The 25,256-nt window shown below is 73.7% G+C and carries 19 protein-coding genes and 1 tRNA gene; 12 read left to right on the top strand and 8 right to left on the bottom strand.

Annotation, left to right across the window (positions count from 1 at the left end):
- The 4 genes from K7G61_RS04435 to K7G61_RS04420 all read left to right on the top strand — a co-directional run bounded on the left by K7G61_RS04435 (window position 1) and on the right by K7G61_RS04420 (window position 4,855).
- Window positions 1-954 (top strand): Ppx/GppA phosphatase family protein, encoded by a 954-nt coding sequence (locus tag K7G61_RS04435; RefSeq protein WP_225845557.1) that lies wholly within the window; start codon window positions 1-3, stop codon window positions 952-954.
- A 454-nt stretch (window positions 955-1,408) separates the two neighbouring features.
- Window positions 1,409-2,830: an NAD(P)/FAD-dependent oxidoreductase gene (locus tag K7G61_RS04430; protein WP_225845265.1), complete on the top strand. Its 1,422-nt coding sequence runs from the start codon at window positions 1,409-1,411 to the stop codon at window positions 2,828-2,830.
- A gap of 212 nt (window positions 2,831-3,042) precedes the next feature.
- A complete protein-coding gene (locus K7G61_RS04425) occupies window positions 3,043-4,359 on the top strand; it encodes a cyclopropane-fatty-acyl-phospholipid synthase family protein (protein ID WP_225845264.1) in 1,317 nt (438 codons plus the stop codon).
- A gap of 413 nt (window positions 4,360-4,772) precedes the next feature.
- Window positions 4,773-4,855: transfer RNA gene (locus K7G61_RS04420), tRNA-Leu, on the top strand.
- Window positions 4,856-4,858: 3 nt separating this feature from the next.
- Here the strand turns inward: K7G61_RS04420 and K7G61_RS04415 are convergent.
- Window positions 4,859-5,725 (bottom strand): bifunctional DNA primase/polymerase, encoded by an 867-nt coding sequence (locus K7G61_RS04415; RefSeq protein ID WP_225845556.1) that lies wholly within the window; start codon window positions 5,723-5,725, stop codon window positions 4,859-4,861.
- A 462-nt stretch (window positions 5,726-6,187) separates the two neighbouring features.
- On the opposite strand from K7G61_RS04415, the gene K7G61_RS04410 reads away from it, so the two are divergent.
- The gene (locus tag K7G61_RS04410) at window positions 6,188-7,069 is read left to right on the top strand and encodes a Bax inhibitor-1/YccA family protein (protein WP_225845263.1); all 882 of its coding nucleotides are present in this window, start codon (window positions 6,188-6,190) and stop codon (window positions 7,067-7,069) included.
- A 236-nt stretch (window positions 7,070-7,305) separates the two neighbouring features.
- Here the strand turns inward: K7G61_RS04410 and K7G61_RS04405 are convergent, their stop codons facing one another.
- Entirely contained in the window at window positions 7,306-7,539 is a 234-nt protein-coding gene (locus K7G61_RS04405; protein WP_225845262.1) for a DUF4287 domain-containing protein, read from the bottom strand.
- 154 nt (window positions 7,540-7,693) lie between these two features.
- Between K7G61_RS04405 and K7G61_RS04400 the strand changes: the two genes are divergently transcribed.
- Window positions 7,694-8,017, top strand: coding sequence for a hypothetical protein (locus K7G61_RS04400; RefSeq protein ID WP_225845261.1), 324 nt, complete (start codon window positions 7,694-7,696; stop codon window positions 8,015-8,017).
- Window positions 8,018-8,063: 46 nt separating this feature from the next.
- On the opposite strand, the gene K7G61_RS04395 is transcribed toward K7G61_RS04400, so the two are convergent.
- The 3 genes from K7G61_RS04395 to K7G61_RS04385 all read right to left on the bottom strand — a co-directional run bounded on the left by K7G61_RS04395 (window position 8,064) and on the right by K7G61_RS04385 (window position 11,667).
- Entirely contained in the window at window positions 8,064-8,849 is a 786-nt protein-coding gene (locus K7G61_RS04395; RefSeq protein WP_225845260.1) for a hypothetical protein, read from the bottom strand.
- A 337-nt stretch (window positions 8,850-9,186) separates the two neighbouring features.
- Complete coding sequence (locus tag K7G61_RS04390) at window positions 9,187-10,407, bottom strand: acetyl-CoA C-acetyltransferase (RefSeq protein ID WP_225845259.1); 1,221 nt, start codon at window positions 10,405-10,407, stop codon at window positions 9,187-9,189.
- A 213-nt stretch (window positions 10,408-10,620) separates the two neighbouring features.
- Complete coding sequence (locus K7G61_RS04385; protein ID WP_225845258.1) at window positions 10,621-11,667, bottom strand: SGNH/GDSL hydrolase family protein; 1,047 nt, start codon at window positions 11,665-11,667, stop codon at window positions 10,621-10,623.
- A 370-nt stretch (window positions 11,668-12,037) separates the two neighbouring features.
- On the opposite strand from K7G61_RS04385, the gene K7G61_RS04380 reads away from it, so the two are divergent.
- Window positions 12,038-13,426 carry a cystathionine beta-synthase gene (locus K7G61_RS04380; RefSeq protein ID WP_225845257.1) on the top strand — a complete coding sequence of 463 codons (1,389 nt, stop codon included), beginning with the start codon at window positions 12,038-12,040 and terminating at the stop codon, window positions 13,424-13,426.
- A gap of 428 nt (window positions 13,427-13,854) precedes the next feature.
- Here the strand turns inward: K7G61_RS04380 and K7G61_RS04375 are convergent, their stop codons facing one another.
- Window positions 13,855-14,280 (bottom strand): hypothetical protein, encoded by a 426-nt coding sequence (locus tag K7G61_RS04375; RefSeq protein ID WP_225845256.1) that lies wholly within the window; start codon window positions 14,278-14,280, stop codon window positions 13,855-13,857.
- Window positions 14,281-14,406: 126 nt separating this feature from the next.
- Here K7G61_RS04375 and K7G61_RS04370 point away from each other — a divergent pair, with 126 nt between their 5' ends.
- The 3 genes from K7G61_RS04370 to K7G61_RS04360 all read left to right on the top strand — a co-directional run bounded on the left by K7G61_RS04370 (window position 14,407) and on the right by K7G61_RS04360 (window position 19,360).
- Complete coding sequence (locus tag K7G61_RS04370; protein WP_225845255.1) at window positions 14,407-15,741, top strand: acyl-CoA synthetase; 1,335 nt, start codon at window positions 14,407-14,409, stop codon at window positions 15,739-15,741.
- Window positions 15,742-15,926: 185 nt separating this feature from the next.
- Window positions 15,927-18,110, top strand: a complete 2,184-nt coding sequence (locus K7G61_RS04365; protein ID WP_225845254.1) for an MMPL family transporter — start codon at window positions 15,927-15,929, stop codon at window positions 18,108-18,110.
- A 332-nt stretch (window positions 18,111-18,442) separates the two neighbouring features.
- Window positions 18,443-19,360, top strand: a complete 918-nt coding sequence (locus tag K7G61_RS04360; protein WP_225845554.1) for a MurR/RpiR family transcriptional regulator — start codon at window positions 18,443-18,445, stop codon at window positions 19,358-19,360.
- Between the two features lie 202 nt (window positions 19,361-19,562).
- Here K7G61_RS04360 and K7G61_RS04355 read toward each other — a convergent pair whose 3' ends face one another.
- Complete coding sequence (locus K7G61_RS04355; RefSeq protein ID WP_225845253.1) at window positions 19,563-20,108, bottom strand: hypothetical protein; 546 nt, start codon at window positions 20,106-20,108, stop codon at window positions 19,563-19,565.
- Between the two features lie 376 nt (window positions 20,109-20,484).
- Here K7G61_RS04355 and K7G61_RS04350 point away from each other — a divergent pair, with 376 nt between their 5' ends.
- On the top strand, window positions 20,485-21,705 hold the full coding sequence (locus K7G61_RS04350) for an NAD(P)/FAD-dependent oxidoreductase (protein ID WP_225845252.1): 1,221 nt from the start codon (window positions 20,485-20,487) through the stop codon (window positions 21,703-21,705).
- Between the two features lie 99 nt (window positions 21,706-21,804).
- On the opposite strand, the gene K7G61_RS04345 is transcribed toward K7G61_RS04350, so the two are convergent.
- Window positions 21,805-23,214, bottom strand: a complete 1,410-nt coding sequence (locus K7G61_RS04345) for a diaminopimelate decarboxylase (RefSeq protein ID WP_225845251.1) — start codon at window positions 23,212-23,214, stop codon at window positions 21,805-21,807.
- A gap of 162 nt (window positions 23,215-23,376) precedes the next feature.
- Here K7G61_RS04345 and hutU point away from each other — a divergent pair, with 162 nt between their 5' ends.
- Complete coding sequence (hutU, locus tag K7G61_RS04340) at window positions 23,377-25,140, top strand: urocanate hydratase (RefSeq protein WP_225845250.1); 1,764 nt, start codon at window positions 23,377-23,379, stop codon at window positions 25,138-25,140.
- Window positions 25,141-25,256: the final 116 nt, after the last annotated feature.

Genomic DNA, 25,256 nt, shown 5'->3' with positions numbered 1-25,256 from the left:
ATGCGCGTCGCCGCCGTCGACTGCGGCACGAACTCGATCCGCCTCCTGGTGGCGGACCTCGACCCGGACACCGGGGAGCTGAAGGACCTCGACCGCCGGATGCGGATCGTCCGGCTCGGCCAAGGCGTCGACCGCACCGGCCGCTTGGCGCCCGAGGCGCTGGAGCGCACCTTCGCGGCCTGCCGGGAGTACGCGGGCGTCATACGGGAGTACGGCGTGCCGGCCGCCCGTACCCGGTTCGTGGCCACCTCCGCCTCCCGTGACGCGGACAACCGGGACGAGTTCGTGCGCGGTGTCGTGGAGATCCTGGGCGTCGAGCCGGAGGTGATCACCGGCGCCCAGGAGGCGGAGTTCTCGTTCACCGGCGCCACCCGCGAACTGACCGGCGGGCACGGCCTGCGGCCCCCGTACCTGGTGGTCGACATCGGCGGCGGCTCCACCGAGTTCGTGCTGGGGGAGGACGGCGTGACGGCCGCCCGCTCCGTGGACGTCGGCTGCGTGCGGATGACCGAGCGGCACCTGGTGCACGGTGGCGTCCTGGCCGATCCGCCCACGAAGGAGCAGGTCGCCGCCATGACCGCGGACATCGACGCGGCGCTGGACGAGGCGGCCCGCACGGTCGCGCTGGACCGGGCCGGCACCCTCGTCGGCCTGGCCGGCTCGGTCACCACCGTCGCCGCGCTCGCGCTGGGCCTGGCCGAGTACGACTCCTCCGCGATCCACCATTCGCGGGTGCCGCTGGAGAAGGTCCGGGAGATCAGCGGACGGCTTCTGACGGCCACCCACGCGCAGAAGGCGGCGATGGGCGCCATCCACGAGGGCCGGGTCGACGTGATCGCCGCCGGCGCCCTGGTGCTGCTGCGCGTCATGGAGCGGACCGGGGCCACGGAGGTCGTGGTGAGCGAGCACGACATCCTCGACGGGATCGCGTACTACGCGGCGCGAGGCGCGTGAACGGGGCGCGGGCGGACCCCGGCGGGATCGCCCGCGCCGCACGCGTGGACCCTGCCGGGTCCGCCTGCGCGGTGCTCGTCCGAGGTCGGTTCGTTCCTGGTGAGCGGGTTCGCCGCGGTCGGCGGATGTCCGAATGGCGAGCCGCCGAAAACCTTTGTGAAACTCTTCACATGAAGTTCCCGGCCGGACGCTGCTGTTTCGAAGGCTTGCCGCGCCAATTCCCCTGGAATCTGCAGGCGGTCGGTGGCCCCGCGGCCTCCCGTACCGGCCATCGCCGATCCGGCTCCGAATCAACGGTGCTGCTCAGGGCGGGGTGTAACGACGTGAGCGCTCCCGCGGCCCCGGCCGGGGGCGTACCCCCTGGTCATGTGGGGGCGCAGCATAGCACAGGGTGTCCAGTACCTTGTGAAGCCCCTCACGAGGTGGGCCCTCGCCCGTGCTGGATACTCGAAGCATGAGCACCACGGAGCGTCCACGGATCCTCGTTGTAGGCGGCGGTTACGTCGGCCTGTACGCGGCGCGCCGCATCCTGAAGAAGATGCGGTACGGCGAGGCGACCGTCACGGTCGTCGACCCGCGCTCGTACATGACGTACCAGCCCTTCCTCCCCGAAACCGCAGCAGGCAGCATCTCCCCGCGGCATGTCGTCGTCCCGCTGCGACGCGTGCTCCCCGGGGCCGAGGTGCTCACCGGCCGGGTCACCACCATCGACCAGGACCGCAAGGTCGCGCTGGTCGAGCCGCTCGTCGGCGAGTCCTACGAGCTGCCCTTCGACTACCTGGTGATCGCGCTGGGCGCGGTCTCCCGCACCTTCCCCATCCCGGGCCTGGCCGAGAACGGCATCGGGATGAAGGGCGTCGAGGAGGCCATGGCGCTGCGCAACCACGTCCTGGAGCAGCTCGACAAGGCCGACTCCACCACGGACGAGGACGTCCGGCGCAAGGCGCTCACCTTCGTCTTCGTCGGCGGCGGCTTCGCCGGCGCGGAGACCGTGGGCGAGGTCGAGGACATGGCACGCGACGCGGCCAAGTACTACCCGAACGTCAAGCGCGAGGACATGCGCTTCATCCTGGTCGACGCCGCCGACCGGATCCTGCCCGAGGTCGGTCCGCAGCTCGGCGCCTGGGGCCTGGAGCACCTGCGCGAGCGCGGCATCGAGGTCTACCTGGGCACCTCCCTGAAGAGTTGCGTCGACAAGCACGTGGTGCTCGCCAACGGTCTTGAGGTCGACGCCTCCACCATCGTCTGGACGGCGGGCGTGAAGCCCAACCCGGCGCTGGCGAAGTTCGGCCTGCCGCTCGGCCCGCGCGGTCACGTGGACACCGCGGCCACCCTCCAGGTCAAGGGCACCGACTACATCTGGGCGGCCGGCGACAACGCCCAGATCCCGGACCTGGCCTCCGGCGAGGGCGCCTGGTGCCCGCCGAACGCGCAGCACGCGCTGCGCCAGGCCAAGGTGCTCGGCGACAACGTGATCTCGGGGATGCGCGGCTTCCCGCAGCACGACTACCGGCACGCCAACAAGGGCGCGGTCGCCGGGCTCGGCCTGCACAAGGGCGTCGCGATGATCGTGCTCGGCAAGAAGACCAAGATCCGGCTCAAGGGCCGCCTCGCCTGGTACATGCACCGCGGCTACCACGGCCTGGCCGTGCCGACCTGGAACCGCAAGATCCGGGTGCTCGCCGACTGGACGCTGGGCATGTTCCTCAAGCGCGAGGTCGTCTCGCTCGGCGCCATCGAGAACCCCCGCGAGGAGTTCTACGAGGCCGCCCGCCCGGCTCCGGCGACCGCCGTGGCGGCCGCTGCCGTGTCGGCCCCGTCCCCGCGTAAGGCCGGCGACAACCAGCCGGCTGCCGAGAAGGCCGCGGCGTCCTGACGGCGGCGCCCGCCGTCCGGCACCGCGTCCCTTGTGACGCTCCGCCCGAAGGGCGCCCGCCATCCGTGGTGCGGGCGCCCTTCGCGCTTTCGGGCGGATTCCCGCGAAACCCGTGTGGCGAGGCGTGACGTGCGCGTCCTTCCGGGGTGAGTACGTGTACCCGCTCGGTGGATTCACGTGGCGGCGCGCGCGGGGAGTCGTACGCTCGGACCATGGCTGACGCGGCTTTCCGACTCCGTGAACTCGCCGAACACGCCCTCTCGACACCGTTCCCGCTGCGGGTGCGCGCCTGGGACGGCAGTGAGGCCGGGCCCCCCGGCGCACCCGTGCTCGTCCTGCGCCGGCGCCGGGCCCTGCGCCGGATGATGTGGCGGCCCGGCGAACTCGGCCTGGTGCGCGCCTGGGTCGCCGGTGACCTGGAGATCGAAGGCGACCTCTACACGGCCCTCGACATGCTGTCCGGCCTGGTCTGGGAGCGCGAGGAGCCGACCGCCACCACCGCCGAGACCGCGCGCCGCCTGGCCGGAACGCTGCGCGACCCCGCCACCTACCGGTCCCTGCGCACCCTGCTCGCCCTCGGGCGGCCCGGCCTGCCGCCCGCGCCGCCGCCCGAGGAGGTGCGCCGGCGCACCGGCATCGCGCACACCAAGCGGCGCGACAAGGCGGCCATCGCCCACCACTACGACGTGGGCAACGACTTCTACGCGCTCCTGCTCGGCCCGTCGATGGTGTACTCCTGCGCGCTGTGGCGCGAGGAGGACACCACGCTGGAGGAGGCCCAGTACGCCAAACTCGACCTGGTGTGCCGCAAGCTCGGCCTGCGCGAGGGGCAGCGGCTCCTGGACGTGGGCTGCGGCTGGGGCTCGATGGTGCTGCACGCCGCCGAGCACTACGGGGTGCGCGCCACGGGGGTCACGCTGTCCGGCGAGCAGGCCGCCTACGCCCGCAAGCGGGTCGCCGACGCGGGCCTGGCCGACCGGGTGGAGATCAGGGTCCAGGACTACCGCGACGTCAGGGACGGCCCGTACGACGCGATCTCGTCCATCGGCATGGCCGAACACGTCGGATCGCGGCGCTACCTGGAGTACGCCCGCACGCTGCACTCCCTGCTCCGGCCGGGCGGACGCCTGCTCAACCACCAGATCGGCCGGCGCCCGCTGGCGGACGAGGAGGCGTACCGGATCGACGAGTTCATCGACCGCTACGTCTTCCCGGACGGCGAGCTCGCGCCGGTCGGCGCCACCGTCTCCTGGCTGGAGGACGCGGGCTTCGAGGTGCGCGACGTGGAGGCGCTGCGCGAGCACTACGCGCTGACCCTGCGGGCCTGGGTGCGGAACCTGGAGTCCCACTGGGCCCGGGCCGCCGCGGCGACCAGCGAGGGAAGGGCGCGGGTCTGGCGGCTCTACATGGCGGCCTCCGCGGTGTCCTTCGAGCGCAACCGGATCGGCGTCAACCAGGTGCTGGCGGTGGCCACCGACGCTGACGGGACGTCAGGGATGCCGCGCACCCGCGGCGCGTGGCTCTCCTGAGTTTCCGGGTTTCCCGGGTTTCCTGTGCTTCCCGGTTTTTCTGAGCTTTCTGGGTTTTCTGGGTTTTCTGGGTTTCCTGAGTCCGCCGAAGGCCCCAGGCCCGGTTTCCCGGCGCATTCCGGACGGGTGCCATCCGCTTTCCGGCCGTCCGCGCGCTTGGATTTATGCACGTAATGGGACGTGTCCGGCGCCCGGACGGCTGGAAACCATCGATTGCGGAGAGCGATTTCACGTCACTTGTGAGTGAGGGGACCGTGAGGGCCGATGCTGCTGTCATAGGCGTCTGCCGTGCACCGAGGCCGGTGGGGGACCTCCTGATGGAGCGTCAGTAACCCCTAAAATAAGACAACATGGCTACTTGGCGGCCCTGTTGGCGATGCCCAACACGGATACGCTTTCACTGCGCCCCGCCGGCCCGGATGGTGGAACGCAGACACGGCGAGCTTAAACCTCGCTGCCCCGAGGGGGCGTGCCGGTTCGAGTCCGGCTCCGGGCACAATCAGGGCTCAGCGGAGGCCCTCAGCCGCCCGGCGGAAGCAACCGTGGCGGCCGCCTCCCGCTCGCTCAGCCCGGTGTGCACCGCGGCCGTCACCAGAGCCGGCGCCAGCGCGTCGCCCAGTCCTGCGTCGTACGCGCGGCAGGCCGCCCAGAACAGCCGCCCGTTGCGCTCGCCCTCGTGGGAATCCAGGACGAACCGGACGAGCGCGGCCGCGCGCTTTTCGGCCGGGTGGCGCGGGGCCGCCGCTGCCGGGGGGCGCGGTGGCGGCGGCGGGGTGGCCAGCCGCAGCAGCGCGGCAGGGGCCTCGGCGAGGGTGCGGTGCCCGGATCCGGGCGCGAGCAGGTAGCGGCCGGCCACCGTGCGCGAGCCGGGTCCGACGACGTAGCCGCCGGCGCCGCGCACGTCGATGCCGGGGCCGAGCCGCCCCACCGAGTTGGGCACCGGTCCCGGGGCGGTGAACCACAGGTGGCGCCCGCCGCTGGGGGTGAGCACGGTGACCGTCGGCGGCAGTGCGAACCCTTGCGTCCCGGCCAGCAGGCGGAGCGCGGCGACCCCGTCGTAGCCGTGCTTGACGTCGAGGTCCAGGCCTATGAGGTGGTACGGGTCGAGGCCGCACGCGACGCCGTAACCGGTCGCCCACGGCGCGACGGCGAACAGGGCGCGTATCCGGGCGGGGTCGGTGGTCGCGTCGTGCACCCCGTGGCCGGGCAGGCCGCACTCGCCCCGGCAGGTGGTGGTCCGCGGCTCGTCGCGGTGCGGTGAGCGGACGGCGGGCAGCTTCGTGCGGGACAGCGGGATGACCGGCAGCCCGCGCGCGGCGGTGAGCAGGGCCGCGTGCAGCGCTCGGGTGTGGTCGGGGCGTGGCATGGCCTGCTCCCTGGGGGTCGCCTGCTCCCTGATGTTCGAACGCGTGTTCGTCTGCACTCTCCAGTGATACCGCGCCGCGGTGCCGGCGTCCACCGCGTATTGGCGCGCGGGCAGCGCACTGCCGGCGCGCGTCCGCCCCCCGGCGCCGACGGGCCGAGCCCGCCGGGGCCGCCGGGATCGCCGGGACCGCCGAGACGGGCGAGGCGGGCGAGGCGGGCCGGCCGCAGCGGGCCGGGCGGCCCCGGAACCGGAGGACGCCGAGGAGCGTTCACGGGACGTGACGCGGGCCGGCGCGGGCCGCTGGGGGCAGGCCCCGGCGCGGACCGTTCCGCCGCAGGCGTGACTGACCGCTCCCGACGGGGGAAAACCCTCCCTGGGGCGCGGACCGGCCACTTTGCCGGGCCATTACTCTTGAGGCGACTCTTGAGCACCGGCCGCGCGACGCGGCCTTGGAGGAGTGAGATGAGGAGCAGCAACCCGGTCTTCTCCCGGCGGGGCTTCACCCGCGGGGACGCCTACGCGGGCTTCGGCGCGCCCGGCGCCGCGCGGGGCGGCGACCCGTACGCGGGACCCAGCGGCAATCCGTACGCCCAGCCGCCGCGCAACCCGTACGAGCAACCGCACTCGCTCACCCCCGAGCAGATGGAGGAGCTCTACGCGGCCCCGGCCGCCGGCCCGGACCGGACCGGCCGGATGACGATGGACGACGTCGTCGTGCGGACCGCGATGACGCTCGGCACGGTCGTGGTGGGCGTCGTGATCGGCTGGACGGCGCTGCACGACCGCGTCGGCTTCGCGTACGGCGCGGCGCTGATCGCCTTCGTGCTGGCCATGGTGCAGTCCTTCAAGCGCACCGCCGTGCCCGCCCTGATCCTCGGCTACGCGGTCTTCGAGGGCGTCTTCCTCGGCGTGCTGAGCCGCTTCTACAACGAGGCGTGGCAGGGCGCGCCCGTGCAGGCGGTGCTCGGCACGGTGGCGGTCTTCGCCGGCATGCTCGTGGCGTACCGCACCAGGCTCATCAGGGTCACCGCGCGTTACCAGCGGGTCGGTCTGGCCATCGCCGTCGGCTTCGTCCTGGCCATGCTGGTCAACCTGGTGTTCGCCGCGTTCGGCAACGCCGACGGCCTCGGGCTGCGCACCGGCGGCCTCGGCATCGTCTTCTGCCTCGTCGGCATCGGCCTGGGCGCGTTCTTCCTCTCCCTGGACTTCCGCCAGATCGAGGACGGTGTCCGCCACGCGGCACCGCGCGACGAGTCCTGGCTGGCCGCGTTCGGCCTGACCCTGTCGCTGGTGTGGATCTACCTCGAACTCCTGCGGCTGATCGCCATCCTGCGCGATTCCTGATTCCGTGTAGTGCCGGCATTCCCGGCCGCCGCCGAACGGGCCGCCCCCGAAGCTCGCGCTTCCCGGGCGGCCCGCGGCGTGTGTGCGAAGGATGAAGGAGGGAGGGGGATCCGGGTCACGGGCTCCGCGTCGCGGACTTGGCGTTCCGGGTCGGGTTCCGGCGTCCGCGTTCCGTGGTCGGGATCGGGATCGGTTCCGGGATCGGGTTACGGGCCCGTGGTGGGGCCGGGGCCGGGCTACTGCAGGTTCCGCGCGGCCCGGCGCAGGTCGTACTCGTGGACGAGGGCCTTGGCGTGGCCGTAGGAGAGGGAGTGCTCGCTGCGCAGCCAGCTCACCTTCTCGTCGAAGCGGAGGAACGAGGGGCCGTCGGCGACGGCGCGCAGCCAGTCACTGATCTCGCGGCCCGTGCAGGAGGGGATACGGTCGAGCAGGTTCCGGTGGGTTTCGTCGGAGAAGTGCGTTTGGGACATCGGCGCCTCCGGTATGTGGTCCGGTTACCCCACCGTGCCCGAGTCGTGGGGTATTGGCAACCATCCCGGACGTGCGGATATCGGTGCGAGGGGTGGTACCGCCGTGCTCGCGGGTCCGCGAGGGGCGCGGACGCTTCCCGGTAGGGTCGCTGCCATGCCCGACACCGCAGCGCTGCACACCGCCGTGAACCGCCTCGCGGGGCGACTGCGGTCACTCCCGCAACGCCGGCTGCAGGCCGGAGCCGCCGCGCAGGGGCTGGAACTGGCCCGCTGGCTCTCCCATCGGGCCCAGCGACTGGAGTTTCCCGGCCGCGAGCCGTACGAGATCCCGGACGACGGTGTCTTCGTGGTCGGCGACCAGCTCGCCGTGGCGGGCCACGACCTGGCCGAGGCCCTGCGTGCCGTACCCGACCGCGCTCCCGAGGTCCTCCCCGAGGCGCTGGAGCGGCTGGCGCGGACGGCCAGGGAAGTCGGCTGAGGGTCCGGCCGAGCGGCCGGCCGACGGGGCGGCGGGCGGCGGGCCGCTAGAGCGAGGCGACCACGCGGTCGGCCAGCACGTAGACGCTCTCCTCGCCGTACGCGAAGGTCAGCGCGTACGCCCCGGCTATCGCGGACCCGCCGCGCAGCACCGGGACCTCGCCCCGGTCGAGGGCGGCGGACAGCCGAAGAGCGGTCTCGCGGTGGCCCGGGGTCATGCACAAGGTGGTGCCGTCGGCGAAGACGTAGACGTCGAGGGTGCCCAGCGGGCCGGGGCGGACGTCGGAGAGCGGGATCCGGGCGTCGGCCAGGTCGGCGAGGCGGTCCGCGGTCTGGTCCTGGGAGGCGACGACCGGGGCCGGGACGAAGTCGGGGCCCACCGGGTGCGGGATCGAGCCGGGGGCCGGGACGGTCGCCTCCGGCGGCTCCGGCTCAAGCCCGGCGAAGTCGGCCTGGCGGGGCAGATAGGGCAGGACCGGCGGGACCTCGTAGCCGGCCGTGGCGTCCGCGGCCGGATCGCCGGACGAGCCGTACAGGCCGCCGCGGAAGAACGTGCCCTCACCCGCGCTGTCCCGGGCCTCCTGCTCGGCCCAGAAGGCGCGCGCCTCGGCGAGTTCGCGCTCCCGCTCGTCGGCGAGCGCCTCGGCCACCGCCGCCCGGATCTCCCCGGCGGACGCGCCTCGCGGGCCCGGCACACCGCCGCGCAGCCCCGCCAGCTCCTGGCACAGCGCGGTCAGCTCCCGGCGCACACCCCGGGCGCTGACCAGGGCGGCCGTGCCCGCGGCCACCGCGATCCCAGCGGCGACCAGCAGGACGGTGAAGTTGGCACTCACTGACGTACTCCCGACTGACGCGACCCGTGCGATGCCCACCCGGAGGGCGAGCCAAACTTGTCCCTCCCCTCACTCTGCCGGTAAACCCCCGACCCCCGCAGTGCGGAAAGTCATGAACTGTCCGCTTCAAGGCTCTTGACGCGTCCCGGCACGCCCGCGCTGAGCTGCGCAAACAACGCGCCCCCGGGTCAGATCACAACCCGGGGGCGATTTCGTTGCGACTTGCGTCACACTGCCCGGCGCGCGGTGGGCGGCGCCGGCCCGGCCACGGACCTGTCCGTCGCTCGGGCCGTCGGCTCCCTCCGCTCAGCCGTCACTTCAGCCGTCGGCTCATCCGTCAGCTCAGCCGCTCGATCACCATCGCCATGCCCTGCCCGCCGCCGACGCACATGGTCTCCAGGCCGAACTGCTTGTCGTGGAACTGCAGGCTGTTGATGAGCGTGCCGGTGATGCGGGCGCCGGTCATGCCGAAGGGGTGGCCGACGGCGATCGCGCCGCCGTTGACGTTGAGCCGGTCCAGGTCGACGCCCAGGTCCCGGTAGGACGGGATGACCTGGGCGGCGAAGGCCTCGTTGATCTCCACCAGGTCGATGTCGCCGATCGCCATGCCGGCCCGCTTCAGCGCCTGCCGGGAGGCCTCGACCGGGCCGTAACCCATGATCTCCGGGGACAGGGCGGACACCCCGGTGGAGACCACCCGGGCCAGCGGGGTGATGCCGAGCTCGCGCGCCTTGGTGTCCGACATCACGACCAGCGCCGCGGCGCCGTCGTTGAGCGGGCAGCAGTTGCCCGCGGTGACCGTGCCGTCGGGGCGGAAGACCGGCTTCAGGCCCGCCACGCCCTCCATGGTGACGCCGGGGCGCGGGCCGTCGTCCTTCGCCACCACCGTGCCGTCCGGGAGCGTCACCGGGGTGATCTCGCGCTCCCAGAAGCCCTTCTTGAGCGCCTCCTCGGCCAGGTTCTGCGACCGCACCCCGAACTCGTCCTGCTCCTGCCGGGTGACGCCCTTGTACGCCGCCAGGTTCTCGGCGGTCTGGCCCATGGCGATGTACGGGTCGGGCAGCAGACCGTCCTCGCGCGGGTCGTGCCAATCCGCGGCGCCCTCGTCGGCGCGCTTCCGGGTGCGCGCGATCGCGTCGGCGAACAGCGGGTTCATCGTGTCCGGCAGGCTGTCGGAGTTGCCCTTGGTGAACCGCGAGACCATCTCGACGCCGGCCGAGACGAACACGTCGCCCTCGCCGGCCTTGATCGCGTGCAGCGCCATCCGCGTGGTCTGCAGCGAGGAGGAGCAGTAGCGGGTGACCGTGCACCCGGGCAGGTGGCCCATGCCCATCCGGACGGCGACGATACGGGCCAGGTTGTAGCCCTGCTCGCCGCCGGGCAGACCGCAGCCGAGCATCAGGTCGTCGATGTCGTGCGGGTCGAGCTGCGGCACCTTGTCCAGCGCCGTGCGGATGATGGTGGCGGCCAGGTCGTCGGCGCGCAGTTCCTTCAGCGAGCCCTTGAAGGCGCGCCCGATGGGCGAACGGGCGGCGGAGACGATGACTGCTTCGGGCATCGCGGCACTCCTCGGCGGGCTGCGGGGCGTTCGGGACTCTCTGGGAAGTTACCCGCACGTAGCGGAGGGCGTCAGCAGACGCACACTGTGATGCGGGCTACTTTCTGAGCGCTTGCTTACCCCAGTGTGCCACCGCGCCGCCGGGCCGGCCTCCGGCGCGGCGCGGGTCGGCCTCTCGCGCGGACGCGCTCGCGGCGTGAGCCCGAACGGTGCTCACGCCGACTCGTGCGCCGTGTCCTCGATCGCCGCCTCGGTGTCGGCCGCCGCGGCCTCCCGGTCCAGCGGGCGGCGCCTGCGCCGCTTGAGCAGCGCCCAACGGCCGCGCGGGCCGGCGGCCGGCTGGGCCGGCGTGACCTCCGTACCGCCCTCGGCCGCCGCCTCCACGGCCGCCTCGGCGACCGGCAGGAAGCCCTCGCCGCGCCGCGCGTCCGGCCGCTCGTCGGCCTCCGGCCACAGCCCCAGCGCCGCGCACAGCGTGGGCAGCACCGCCATCGCCGCCGTCGCGTAGCCCTCCGCCGAGGGGTGGTAGTTGTCCGGGCCGAACAGCTCCCTCGGCCGCGCCTCGAACTCCGGTCCCAGCAGGTCGCCCAGCGAGACCGTCCGCCCGCCGAGGCCCACCACGCCTATCGTCTGCGCGGCCGCCAGCTGGCGGCTCGCCCGGCGGGCCAGCCACCGCAGCGGCTGGTAGACCGGCTCGATCGTGCCCAGGTCGGGGCAGGTGCCGACGACCACCTCGGTGCCGGCCGCGCGCAGCGCGCGTACCGCGTCGGAGAGCAGGCGCACGGAGGTGGCCAGCGGCATGCGGCGGGTGACGTCATTGGCTCCGATCATGATGACGGCGACGTCGGGGGGCGTCGCGGCGGGGTCGAGGAGCAGGTCGACCTGCCGGGCCAGGTCACTCGATCGGGCGCCGGGCAGTGCCACGTTGATCAGCCGCACCGGGCGCTCGGCGACCGCGGCCAGGCCCGAGGCCAGCAGCGCGCCCGGGGTCTCGCGGGCCCGGCGCACGCCCTGTCCCGCCGCCGTGGAGTCGCCCACCATCGCCAGGACCAGCTCCGGCTCCTCGGTGTGGTGCGCGAAGGCCGATCCGTACCGCCCGTCGGCCCGCGGCGGCGCGTCCGCCGAGCCGCCCACGCTCCGCTTGGCCAGCCGGGCCTCCGTCAGCAGCACCCCGATCGCCGCCCCGCCGAGCAGGCTGATCCCGCCGCCGCCGAACGCCGCCGCGGCCGCGATCCGCCGTGCCACCCTCGCCCTCGACATCGAGCAGGTCACCTCCTTCGGGTACCCGGGACCGTCCCGGAGCGGCCCGGTAGGGAACCTGTGCCCCGCCGGACCGTTTCAGCAACGTCAACGTTGTCCGCGGCGTCCGTGTTTCGCGCCCGCGCCCGCGTCGGCCCCCTCGCCCCGGCCCCGCGCCCTCGCCCCGGCCCCGCGCCCTCGCCCCGGCCCCGCGCCCTCGCCCCGGCCCCGCGCCCTCGCCCCGGCCCCGCGCCCTCGCCCCGGCCCCGCGCCCTCGCCCCGGCCCCGCGCCCCGGCCCCGAGGCCGCGGCAGGGGCGCCGCGGGACAGGCGGGATGAGTCGGGCACGGCCTAGGCTGGCCCCACCATCACGGAGAACCCGGAGACACACGGTGCAGTTTCACGACTCGATGATCGGCCTCGTCGGCAACACCCCGCTGGTGAGGCTCAACAGCGTGACCGAGGGCATCCAGGCTACGGTCCTGGCCAAGGTCGAGTACTTCAACCCGGGCGGGTCGGTCAAGGACCGCATCGCGCTGCCCATGATCGAGGCCGCCGAGGCGTCGGGCGAGTTGAAGCCGGGCGGCACCATCGTGGAACCCACCTCGGGCAACACCGGCGTGGGCCTGGCCATGGTCGCCCAGCGCAAGGGGTACCGCTGCGTCTTCGTCTGCCCCGACAAGGTCTCCACGGACAAGATCAACGTGCTGCGGGCCTACGGCGCCGAGGTCGTCGTCTGCCCGACGGCGGTGGCGCCCGAGCACCCCGACTCGTACTACAACGTCTCCGACCGGCTGGTGCGCGAGACGCCGGGCGCCTGGAAGCCCGACCAGTACAGCAACCCGAACAACCCGCTGGCGCACTACCGCTCCACCGGGCCCGAGCTGTGGGAGCAGACCGGCGGCCGGATCACCCATTTCGTGGCGGGCGTGGGCACCGGCGGCACCATCACCGGCACCGGGCGGTACCTCAAGGAGGTCAGCGGCGGCCGGGTCCAGGTGATCGGCGCCGACCCCGAGGGCTCGGTCTACAGCGGCGGCTCGGGCCGGCCGTACCTGGTCGAAGGGGTCGGCGAGGACTTCTGGCCGGCCGCCTACGACCGCGGCGTCGCCGACGAGATCGTGGCCGTGTCCGACAAGGACTCCTTCCAGATGACCCGGCGGCTGGCCCGGGAGGAGGCGCTGCTGGTCGGCGGCTCCTGCGGAATGGCCGTGGTCGCGGCACTGGAGGTCGCCCGGCGGCTCGGTCCCGACGACGTGGTGGTCGTCCTCCTCCCGGACAGCGGCCGCGGCTACCTGTCGAAGATCTTCAGCGACGAGTGGATGAGCTCGCACGGCTTCCTCGACGAGGGCGAGGGGGAGGCGCGGGTCGCCGACGTCATCGCCCACAAGCAGGGCGACATCCCCAACCTCGTGCACATGCACCCGGACGAGACCGTCGGCCAGGCCATCGAGGTGCTGCGCGAGTACGGCGTCTCGCAGATGCCGGTGGTCAAGCCGGGCGCCGGCCACCCGGACGTGATGGCCGCCGAGGTGGTGGGGTCCGTGGTGGAGCGGGAGCTGCTGCACGCGCTGTTCACCAAGCGCGCCGACCTGCGGGACCCGCTGGACAAGCACATGTCGGCGCCGCTGCCGCAGGTCGGCTCCGGGGAGCGGGTGGGCGATCTGATGGCCGTACTGGAGAACGCGGACGCGGCGATCGTGCTGGTGGAGGGCAAGCCGACGGGCGTGGTGAGCAGGCAGGACCTGCTGGCCTTCCTGGCCGGGCACACGGGCGGCTGAGACGGGCGGCCGGGACAACGCGCCTTGAGGCGGGCGGCCCGGGACGGTTGGCGCGCGCCCGCTCGTCGGCGCGCGCCCGCCGGTCGGTGCGCGCCCGCCGGATTCGCGGAAACGGTACATCCGCGACACGCACCCGCAGCACGGGCTTAACACGGCTCCGGCACCTTGGGTGGTGTCGCACCGGCCGAGCGCACGGGCCGGGGCGGCGAGTGGATGTGGCACCAGGGTTTCCGGAGCGGCTCCCGGATCCGTGGTGGCCCGGACGCGCACGGCCCGGCCCCGGCCCGGCCCGCGTCCCGGCGGGAACCGCCGTCGTCCCGCCCCCCGGGCGCTGACCCGGGGGTGCGGCGGTTCCCGCCCAACCCCACGTTCGATCCCGATCCCGACGCCGTCCCCGCCCCGCCCTTCGGCGCGCGGCGGCGCCGCGGCTACGACCAGTCGTCCTTTTCCTGCTGCCGGGACGCGGGCCGGAAGATCTGCCCCAGGCTCTGGGCCACGTTGACCCCGACGATGCCGGCCCACGTGATGAACAGGCCGCCGGCGCCCGCGTTGACCGCGCCGATCGCGGACAGCGGGATCGCGGCGATCATGGTGAAGCCGGCGAAGCCGTAGCGGGCGAAGCGGGCGTTGGGCTGCGGCGGGCCGATCGAGGGCCTGCGGTCGGCGCGGGCGAACGACGTCTGCTGCTGCGCGAGCTCACGGCGCACCCGCTGCTCGACGCGGCTGTCCACGCGTTCCGCCATCTTGTCCATGAACGAGTCGACCAGTTCCGACTCGTACTCCGCCCCCAGGTCCTTGCGCGCCTGCAAGGTGGCGGACAGTTCTTTTTTCATCTCAGGGTCGCGGGCGTCCATGACGCCACCGTAGGCAGTGGAACCCGTACGCGACACTGGGGATAGCCCCCGATTTCCCCCGGGGGTTCCGCCGTTCGCCCGACCGGCTTCCGGCGACCGGACGACCGCGCACCCACGGAGGATCGCATGCCCGAGGTACCTGTGCTCACCGCTCTGTCCAGGGGCACGGAGGACCGGGCCGACGCGCTGACGGTGGCCGGGCGCACCTGTTCGTACGAGGAACTGCTGGGCGCGGCGGGCGCGGTCGCCAGGCGGGTGTCGGGGCTCGCGGCCTTCGCGGTGGAGGCGACGGCGTCCCTGGAGACGGTGGCCGGCGTCGTGGGCGGGCTGCTCGCGGGCGTACCCGTCGTACCGCTGCCGCCCGACGCGGGGCCGGCCGAGCGTGAGCACGTGCTGAAGGACTCCGGCGCCGAGGTGGTGCCGGTCGACTTCGCCGAGCGGGCGGACTTCGCCGGGGCCCCGGCCGGGGGCGCGGCACTGGTGCTCTACACCTCCGGCACCACGGGGGCGCCCAAGGGCGTGGTGATCACTCGCGAGGCCATGGCGGCCGACCTGGACGCGCTGGCCGACGCCTGGCAGTGGACCGCCGAGGACACCTTGGTGCACGGCCTGCCGCTGTTCCACGTGCACGGCCTGGTGCTGGGCGTGCTGGGCGCGCTGCGCACCGGCAGCCGTCTGGTGCACACCGGCCGGCCGACACCCGAGGCGTACGCGGCGGCCGGCGGCACCCTGTACTTCGGCGTGCCGACGGTGTGGCACCGGGTGGTGCGCGACGAGGCCGCCGCGCGGGCGCTGTCCGGCGCACGGCTGCTGGTCTCCGGCTCCGCCCCGCTGCCGGCGCCGGTCTTCGAGGGCCTGCGCGACCTGTCCGGGCACCAGCCGGTGGAGCGGTACGGCATGACCGAGACGCTGATCACCGTCAGCGCACGCGCCGACGGGCCGCGCGCGCCCGGCGCCGTGGGCACCGCGCTGCACGGCGTCACCACGCGCGTCGCCGAGTCCGCCGACGGCATCGGCGAGCTGCAGGTCCAGGGGCCCACTCTCTTCGACGGCTACCTGGGCCGGCCCGAGGCGACCGCGGCCTCGTACACCGACGACGGCTGGTTCCGTACCGGCGACATCGCGGCCATGGACGCGGACGGCACCCACCGGATCGTCGGCCGGGCCTCGACCGACCTGATCAAGTCCGGCGGCTACCGGATCGGCGCCGGCGAGGTGGAGAACGCGCTCCTGGCCCACCCCGCGGTGCGCGAGGCGGCCGTCGTGGGGGCGGCGGACCCCGACCTCGGGCAGCGGATCGTCGCCTATGTCGTCGCCGACGGGGTGAGCGGGCAGGATCTGACCGACTTCGTGGCCGCGCGGCTGTCGGTCCACAAGCGGCCGCGGACCGTGCGGTTCCTGGCCGAGCTGCCGCGCAACGCGATGGGCAAGCCGCAAAAGAGGTTGCTGCCCCCGGTGTGACATCGGTACACGTATGGGGCCAGGGGTCCCCCGTGAGCTTGCTGCTTGTCGGGCGGCAAGTAAGCTACCTGGCTGACACCTCCCACACCGTAATCACCGGGCGGACCGTCCCGCCCGGGTCGCCGATGCCCTGTGACCGCTCCAGAGGGTGGCGGTGATACCACCTGCCACGGAGGCAGCACCGCATGTTCCACCACATAGGACGCACCGTCGTCCGCCATCCCGTCTGGACCCTCGTGGCATGGCTGATCGCCGCCGTCGCGATCGTCGCCACCGCCCCGGGACTGCCGTCCAACAGCGACGAGAGCAGCTTCCTGCCGTCCAGCTACGAGTCGATCAAGGCGATGAACCTGCAGGAGAAGGCCTTTCCCCAGGCCTTCACCCCGGCCGCGATCGTGCTCTACCAGCGCGCCGACCACGCCGTGCTGACCGGCCAGGACAAGGCCGACATCGGCCGGATCACCACCGCGCTGGGCACGAAGGGCATCGACCAGGTGCAGCGGGTCGTGCCGGGCTCGGAGTCCAAGGACCACAGGTACCTCACCGCCCTGGTCCAGATGAACAAGAAGACGCAGGGTCAGCCGAAGCAGGCCGACGCGGCCAAGGCGCTGCGCGCCGACTCCGCCGACCTGGCCAAGGGGACCCACCTGAAGGTCCAGGTCGGCGGTCAGGCCGCGCAGAACCTCGACCAGCAGGACGCGGGCAAGACCTCCGACGCGGTGGCGCTGTTCGGCTCCCTGCTGATCATCATCGTCACCCTGTCGATCATCTTCCGCTCGCCACTGGTCGCGATCATGCCGCTGGTGCTGCTGATCGGCGTGGTCTTCACCGTCGCCAACGCCCTGATCGCCGACGCCACCAAGATCTTCGGGCTGCAGGCCAACAGCTCGATCCAGGCGCTGCTGATCGTGGTCGTGCTCGGCGTCGGAACCGACTACTTCCTGTTCCTGATGTTCCGCTACCGGGAACGGCTGCGGGCCGGTGACGAACCGAAACAGGCCATGATCAACAGCGTCGCCAGGGTCGGCGAGGCCATCGCCTCGGCGGCCGGCGCGGTCATCATCGCCTTCTGCGCGCTGGCGCTGTCCACCCTGGGCTTCCTGACCCAGCTCGGCCCCGCCCTGGCGATCCTGGTCGCGGTCACCCTGGTCGCCGGCCTCACCCTGTTCCCGGCGCTGTGCTCGCTGATCCCGCCGCGCGCCTTGTTCTGGCCGGGCAAGAAGTGGCGCGAGGAGCCCCCGGGCACCCGGTACGCGGCCGTCGGCCGGCTGCTGGGCCGCAAGCCCGCGCTGGTCGCGATCGTCTCCGGCCTGGTCATGCTGCTGCTGGCCCTCGGCACCTTCGGCTACAAGGCGTCCTACGACCTGGCCTCGGGCTCCATCCCCAAGACCAAGGAGTCGATGGTCGTCCAGGACACCATGCAGAAGGCGTACTCCGCGGGCGCGGCCGAGCCGACCGACGTCTACCTCAGCAGCAAGGACGGCAAGCCGCTGACCGGTGTCGACCTCAGCGGGTACGCAGACACGCTGCGCAAGGCCGACGGCGTGTCCGACGTCGCCTTCGATCCGGCCAAGGACCTCAACAAGGCGCGCACCACCGCGAACTACACGGTGACGCTGAAGTACGAGGCGTCCAGCGACAAGGCCATCTCGGCCGTGGGCGGTATCCGCACCCTCGCCCACGACAGCGCGCCGCCCGGCACGCAGGCCCTGGTCGGCGGCACCTCGTCGGTCTACAAGGACATCAACGCGGCCGTGGACCACGACTACCGCACGGTGTTCCCGGTCGCCGCGGTCCTCATCATGATCATTCTGGGGCTGCTGCTGCGCAGCGTGGTCGCGCCCTGGTACCTCATCGCGTCCGTCGGCCTCGGCTTCGGCGCGACCCTGGGCACCACCGTGCTGCTGTTCGGACGCGGCGACGGCCTGATCTTCCTGCTGCCGATCATCATGTACCTGTTCGTCGTCGCCATCGGCACGGACTACAACATCCTGATGATCGCCCGGCTGCGGGAGGAGGCCCGCGAGGGCCGCGAGCCGCGTGAGGCGGCGGCCGAGGCGCTGCGCCACGCCGGACCGACGATCGGCGCGGCCGGCTTCATCCTGGCGGCGACCTTCGGCACCCTGATGCTGTCCGGCAACTCCTTCCTGCTGCAGATGGGCTTCACCGTCGCGTTCGGCATCGTGATCGCCGCCTTCGTGATGGCGATGTTCTTCACGCCGAGCCTCACCGCGCTCATCGGCCACGCGGCCTGGTGGCCGGGCCACGCCGACCGGGCGGCGCACTCGCGCGTCGTGGCGGGCTCGGCCGCGACGGGCGGCGAGGGGGCGCTGGGGCCGGAAGCGGGCGACAGGATCCGGCGCCGCTGAGCGAGCGTTCGTGCCCGGCCCCCGCGGCCGCGGGCCGGGCGGGTGGGCGACCACCCGCCCGGCCCTTGGCCTTCCCGGGTTGCGGCTCTGCATACGGTCATGCAGAGTCATGTCCGACTGAATAGCCGAGGGGGCGCGACCCCGGCCGGCCGGGAGTACCCGGGAACACGTGGGCCACATGGGACACGCGGCCGCGGGAGCACGGAGCACGGGAGTAAGGGAGTACGGGAACGGGGATGGCGGCGATGACGAGCGCGGACGTGGAAGGCGAGCGGGGCGCCGCCGCCGGGCACGGGGCGGCAGCGGGGAGCGGCGAGATGGCGGCCGGCGAGATGGCGGCCGGGCAGCGCACGGTGGCCGCGGGCGGAGGTACGGGGGCCGGGGGCGGCGTCGCGGCGGGTGCCGCGGCGGTGGGGGAGGCGGCAGCGGCGGCGCGGCTGCTGAAGCTGTTCGAGGCGCACCGGCTGACGCCGACCCAGCGGCGGATCGCGCACTGCCTGGTCCGCAGGGCGGCCGAGGCGCCGTTCCTGTCCAGCGTGGAGGTGGCGGACCTCGCGGGGGTCAGCCAGCCGTCGGTGACACGGTTCGCGGTGGCCCTCGGGTTCGACGGTTACCCGGCGCTGCGCAGGCACCTGCGCGAGGTCGCGCCCGAGCGGGCCGTGCCGGACGAGGCCGCGTACAACGAGTACCAGCAGGCCGTCCACGCCGAGATCGGGAACCTGCGGCACCTGGCCGCCCTGCTGGCCGACCCCGAGCCGGTGGTCAGGGCGGGGCTGGTACTGGCCGGGTCGCGTCCGCTGCCGGTGCTGGGGCTTCGCGCGGCCGGGGCGCAGGCCCGCGGGTTCGCGTACTTCGCGGCGAAGGTCCACCCGGACGTGCGCCTTCTCGACGAGGGCGGCTCGATGCTCGTCGACCGGGTCGACGCCGCGGCCCGCGCCGGGGCCCGGGCACTGCTGTGCTTCGCCCTGCCCCGGCACCCCCGCGAGGTGGTGGACGCCCTTGCGTACGCCCGGCAGGCGGGCCTGACGGTCGTCACCGTCGCCGACAGCGCCTTCGCCCCGGTGGCCGCGCACAGCGACATCCTGCTGCCCGCGGCCGTGGGCACCGGCCTCGCGTTCGACACCGCCTGCGCTCCCATGCTGCTCGGCCGCGTCCTGCTGGAGTCGATGTGCGACGCCCTGCCGGACGCCCAGGCGCGACTGGAGGACTTCGACGCCCAGGCGGCGGCGCGCGGGCTGTTCGCGGAGTGACGCGCGGGCGGGCGGGCCCGGCGGGCAGGCGGGCAGTCGGGTGGCGCGGGGCGCTGGGTGCTGGGCGCGCCTGGTGCGGTTGCCGGTCCGTGCGCGGCCGGACGCCTTGTGCCGTTGCCGGACCGTGTGCCGCCGTCTGCCGTCTGCCGTCTGCCGTCCGCCCGCCCGGGAGCTCGCCCGCGCTCGCGGCACTTGGCGTCGGTTACCAGCGCCTGCGCGGGCCGCCGCCAGGTGCCGCGTCGCCCGCCGCGATGCCGGTGAGCTGGTAGGTGGACCTGTCGCTGTCCGGGCGGACCCACAGCAGGGCCTCGTGGGCGCGCTCGATGCGGGCCAGGCGGCGCGACTTCGCCCACAGCCCCGCTCCGGCGCCCGCCAGGAGCATGCCGCCGGCGCAGGGCAGGCCCGCCGAGGACCCGGCGGCCAGCACGAAGGCCAGTACCAGCCACCACCGCCGGGCGCGTACCCAGGCCCGGGCGGTGACCTTCCGGTCCTGCAGGAACACGGTCTTCGCGGCCCGGGAGGCGGCCTGGGCACGCTGGTCGTACTTGCGCCGACCGGCCAGGAACGCCGCGACCGCCGCGACCACGAACAGCGCCGCACCCGCCATGGCGCCGATCCTGCGCCCGAGCGGGCTGAAGGTGACGGCGGTCCCGCCGGCCGCGGCGACGACTCCCAGCCACCACAGCCAGCAGGCCGCCGTCCGTACCGTCACCGCCACCCGTGCCAGTGTGTAGGCCTCGCGCGCCACGTCCCGCTCCCTCCTCCTGTCGTCGCCGTGTGCGACACCGCCGAAGTCGGGAGGGAGGCTACTGCGGCTTTCTCAGATTTTCGTTAAGAACTCCGGACGGAATGGGCATCCGGAGCACTCGCGGCGTCCGGCGCCGTGCTTCGCGAGGCGCCGGCGACCCCCGTACCGGGCGTACTCGGGCGAATCGGCAACCAGGGGTACGTCGGCGATGGTCACCCGGGTGTCGGCCGGGACGCGCCGTCCCCGAGGATTCCTGCCATGCGTCCGCCCTCCGGACCTCCCCGAGGGGGCGTTCGAGAGAGCAGAGGCATCGGACCACGGGACATCGTCCCGTGAAATCGTCACCGGACATCGTCACGGGGAATCGGAGTCGGTCATGACACACCATGTGGTGGTGCTGGGCGGTGGTGGCGCGGGACTGCCCGCGGCCAAGCGGCTCGCCCGTCAGGTGCGGCGGGAGGAGGTCACGGTCACGCTGGTGCTGGCCTCCCCGGACTTCGTGGAGCGTCCGCGGCTGCCCCGGATCGCGACCGGGCAGCGAATACCGGTCACGCCGGTGGAGGAGTACCTCGGGGGAAGCGGGGTCCGGCTGGTGATCGGCTCGGTCACCGGACTCGACCCGGCGGTGCGGAAGGTCGTGGTCGCGCGTGGCGGCCAGGCGCGCTCGCTGTCGTACGACACCCTCGTCCACGCGCAGGGGAGCACCGTCGACGACGAGGGCGTGCCGGGCGCGGCCGAGTGCGCGTGGAGCCTGACCGACCCCGGCGAGGCCGCGCGGGTGGGCGCGGTGCTGCGCGAGATGACCGTCGCCGGTGGGGGCGGGCGGGTCGTCGTCTGCGGCGCCGGGCCGACCGGGATCGAGATCGCGGGCGAGGTGGCGGAACGCTTCCCCGCCCTCGGCGTCGCCCTCGTCGGCGGCTCGCGGCTGGACGGGCGGATGTCGCCGAAGGCGCGGTCGTACGTGCAGCGCGCCTTAGGCGACCTTGGCGTCGCCGTCCGGACCGGCGCCCTGGTGCGGCGGGTCGAGGCCGGCGGGCTGGTGCTGGACACGGGCGAGCGCGTGCCGTTCGACCTGTGCCTGTGGGCCGGCGGGTACCGCGTCCCCGCGCTTGCGCGCGCAAGCGGCCTCGCGGTTGACGACCGGGGCCGGGCGCTGGTGGACGCCACACTCCAGTCGGTGTCGCATCCGGGCGTCTACGTCATAGGCGACGCCGCCGCCGTCCCCGGCCGGCGGGGCCCCGAACTCCCGACGGGCCGCCCGGCCGGCGGCTCCGCCGGTCCGCAGGTCGCGGACATCATCGCCGCCCGCCTGGCCGGACGGGAGCCCAGGCCCTTCCGGCCCCGCCGCGTCCACGAGTGCGTCAGCGTCGGGCGCAGGCGCGGCTTCGTCCAATTCCTCGACGCCGACGAGAGGCCCACGGGCCGCGTCCTGACCGGACGCAAGGCCGTCGTCTTTCAGAACGCAACCCTGGGCGGCGCCCGGCTGTTGCTCCGGCACAGCGGCCCCTTCCTCGCCCGGCGCCGGCCCCTGGCACCCGCCGCCGATGCGCCTGCCGACGCCACAGCCGGCAACCCGGCGAACGGCCCGCGTCCTTAGCGGCGGATCGCCTCCTTGGCGGCGGACAGCGGCTGTCGACGCCTTTACGGCGGCCCGCTGCCTTTACGACGGCCCGCGTCCTTGGCGGCGCCCGCCGCCTCAGCGGCGATCGTGGTCGAACTCCTGGCCGGAATGCCGGTCGGCCTCCTGCCCGCGGCCCTGGCCCTGCGGCGGCGCGGGTAGTGGCGGCGCCGTCAGCGGGGGCAGGCCGGCGCCGCTCTCGGCGAGCAGTTCGGCCTGGGTCTGGGCGGCGCGGACCGGGGAGAAGGCGACCTCGCCGCCCGGGCCGACGGTGTAGCCGTGGACGGCCGGGCGGGGCAGCGAGTTGTAGGCGAAGTGCGTGGAGAAGTAGTACGCGCCGGTGTCGAGGAGGGCGACGTGGTCGCCGGGGGCGAGCAGGGGCAGCGGGCGGGCCCGCGCGACCAGGTCGCCGGCGAAGCAGCAGGGCCCCGCCACGTCCTGGACGACGGGCTCGCCGTCCTTCTCGCGGCCCTCGGCGTCCAGTGCGAGGACCCGCAGCGGCCAGGCGTCGGGCACGAACACGGTACGGGTGGCCACCTGGGCGCCGGCGTGGGTGACCGCGATGGGCCGGCCGCCCGCCGACTTGGCGTACTCCACGCGGGCGAGCACGGTGCCGTTCTTGGCCAGCAGGGAGCGGCCGAACTCGGTGACCAGCCCGTAGCGGCCGTCGAACAGCCCTGGGACCTCGGCGCGCAGCAGGTCCGCGTACTCGGCGAAGGAGGGGCTGGTCTCGTCGGAGTCGAAGTTGACCGGCAGGCCGCCGCCTATGTCGAGCACGGTGATCTGGCGGCGGCCGGCGGCGGCGTTCACCCGCTCGGCCAGCTCGTACGCGGCCCGGACGCCGGCCGCCATCAGCTTCGTCGGCACGCCCTGGGAGCCCGTGTGGGTGTGCAGGCGGTCCATCCACGGCCGCTCCCGGTAGGCGCGCAGCACCCACTCCTCGGCGCCCGGGTCGCGCAGCGCCACGCCGAACTTGGACGTCGCCGTGGCCGTGCTCATGGCGCCGATACTGCCCGCGCCGACCTGCGGGTTGACCCGCAGGCCCACGGGCGCGGCGGACGAGGGGCGCTCGGCGCGCAAGGCGTCGATACGGGCCAGCTCCTGCGGGTTGTCGGCGTTGACGGCGATGCCGAGGGCCAGCGCCTCGCGCAGCTCGGCGGTGGTCTTGGCCGGCGAGTCCAGCACGATGCGGTCGGCGGGGATGCCGGCCGCCAGCGCCAGGGCCAGCTCACCGGGGCTGGCCACCTCCGCGCCCAGACCGTACTCGCCGAGCAGCGCCAGCACGGGGACGAGCGAGGCGGCCTTCACCGCGAAGGTGTGGGTCACGGCGACGCCCGGCGTGGCGAAAGCGGCCTTCAGGGCGGCCACGGACCGGGTGACGCCCTCGATGTCCAGCAGCCCGACGACCGGTCGGCCCGGTGAGACCAGCTCCTGCCCGACCGCCGCACGCAGCGCGTGGCTCCGCCGTATCCCCAGCTCATGCGTCATGACGGCCATCCCATCACCGGGCCGCCGGGGCCTGCCACTCGCACAAAGGACAACCCGGCGGCCGCAGCGCGCCCCCGCGTCCACTTGTTGACTAGGTTTATTCAGATAGACAGGGTATGAATGAAACGCACTACACCCGCAGTCGACGAGGAGGCCCGACCGATGACGGGACCCAGGCCCGTACGCGCGCCGCGCGGTACGGAACTGAGCGCTCAGGGGTGGCAGCAGGAAGCCGCGCTGCGCATGCTGCAGAACAACCTCGACCCGGAGGTGGCCGAGCACCCCGACAAGCTCGTGGTGTACGGCGGCACCGGCAAGGCCGCCCGCGACTGGACGTCCTTCGACGCCATGGTGCGCACCCTGCGCGGACTGCGGCAGGACGAGACGATGCTGGTCCAGTCCGGCCGCCCGGTCGGCGTGATGCGCACCCACGAGTGGGCGCCCCGCGTGCTCATCGCCAACTCCAACCTGGTCGGCGACTGGGCCACCTGGGAGGAGTTCCGCCGCCTTGAGGCGCTCGGCCTGACCATGTACGGGCAGATGACCGCCGGGTCGTGGATCTACATCGGCACCCAGGGCATCCTTCAGGGCACGTACGAGACCTTCGCCGCGGTCGCCGCCAAGAGGTTCGGCGGCTCGCTGGCCGGAACGATCACCCTCACCGCGGGACTCGGCGGCATGGGCGGCGCCCAGCCCCTCGCCGTCACCATGAACGGCGGCGTGGCCCTGTGCGTCGACTGCGACCCGCGGGCCATCGAACGGCGCATCGAGCACCGCTACCTCGACGTGCGGGCCGATTCCCTCGACCACGCCCTGCGACTGGCGACCGAGGCCCGCGACGCCCGCCGCCCGCTGTCGATCGGCGTCCTGGGCAACGCGGCCGACCTCGTCCCGCGGCTGCTGGCCATGGACGCGCCCATCGACATCGTCACCGACCAGACCTCGGCCCACGACCCGCTGGCCTACCTGCCGCTCGGCGTCGACTTCGCCGACATGGCCGCGTACGCGGCGGACAAGCCCGCCGAGTTCACCGAGCGCGCCCGGCAGTCCATGGCCCGGCACGTCGAGGCGATGGTCGGCTTCCAGGACGCCGGCGCCGAGGTCTTCGACTACGGCAACTCCATCCGCGGCGAGGCCCGGCTGGCCGGCTACGAGCGGGCGTTCGCCTTCCCCGGCTTCGTCCCCGCCTACATCCGCCCGCTGTTCTGCGAGGGCAAGGGCCCCTTCCGCTGGGCCGCCCTGTCCGGCGACCCCGCCGACATCGCCGCGACCGACCGCGCGATCCTCGACCTCTTCCCGGAGAACGAGTCGCTGGCCCGCTGGATCCGGCTGGCCGGTGAGCGGGTCCACTTCCAGGGGCTGCCGGCCCGCATCTGCTGGCTCGGCTACGGCGAACGCGACCGCGCGGGCGAGCGCTTCAACGAGATGGTCGCCGACGGCACCCTCAAGGCGCCCGTCGTGATCGGCCGCGACCACCTGGACTGCGGCTCGGTCGCCTCCCCGTACCGCGAGACGGAGGGGATGCTCGACGGCTCCGACGCGATCGCCGACTGGCCGCTGCTCAACGCCATGGTCAACGTCGCCTCCGGCGCGTCCTGGGTGTCCATCCACCACGGCGGCGGCGTCGGAATCGGCCGTTCCATCCACGCCGGCCAGGTCACGGTGGCCGACGGCACCCCGCTCGCCGCCGAGAAGATCCGGCGGGTCCTCACCAACGACCCGGGCATGGGCGTCATCCGCCACGTCGACGCCGGCTACGACCGCGCGGAGGAGGTCGCCGCCGACCGCGGGGTCCGGGTTCCGATGCGGGAGGGCTCCGCCGGGAATTCCGGTGGCGACTCAGCCGGGACTGCCGGCGGCGATTCCACCGCGCACTCCGACAGGGGCAGTGCCGCCGGCGGTCCGGCTGCCGAGGGCTCCCGGTGACCGCCCACCCGGCCGCGTCCGGCCAGCCCCTTTCCGGGGCCCCCGAGTCCGGCCGGGCGGCGGGAGCGTCGGACGCGGCAGGAGAACCCGGCCGGGCGGCGTCCGGAGTGGGGGAG

Origin of the sequence: Streptomyces sp. HPF1205 (assembly GCF_020400825.1) — a bacterium.
Taxonomy (GTDB): domain Bacteria; phylum Actinomycetota; class Actinomycetes; order Streptomycetales; family Streptomycetaceae; genus Actinacidiphila.
Note: the sequence above shows the minus strand (reverse complement) of the source record. Positions and strands in the feature narration are given on the sequence as shown.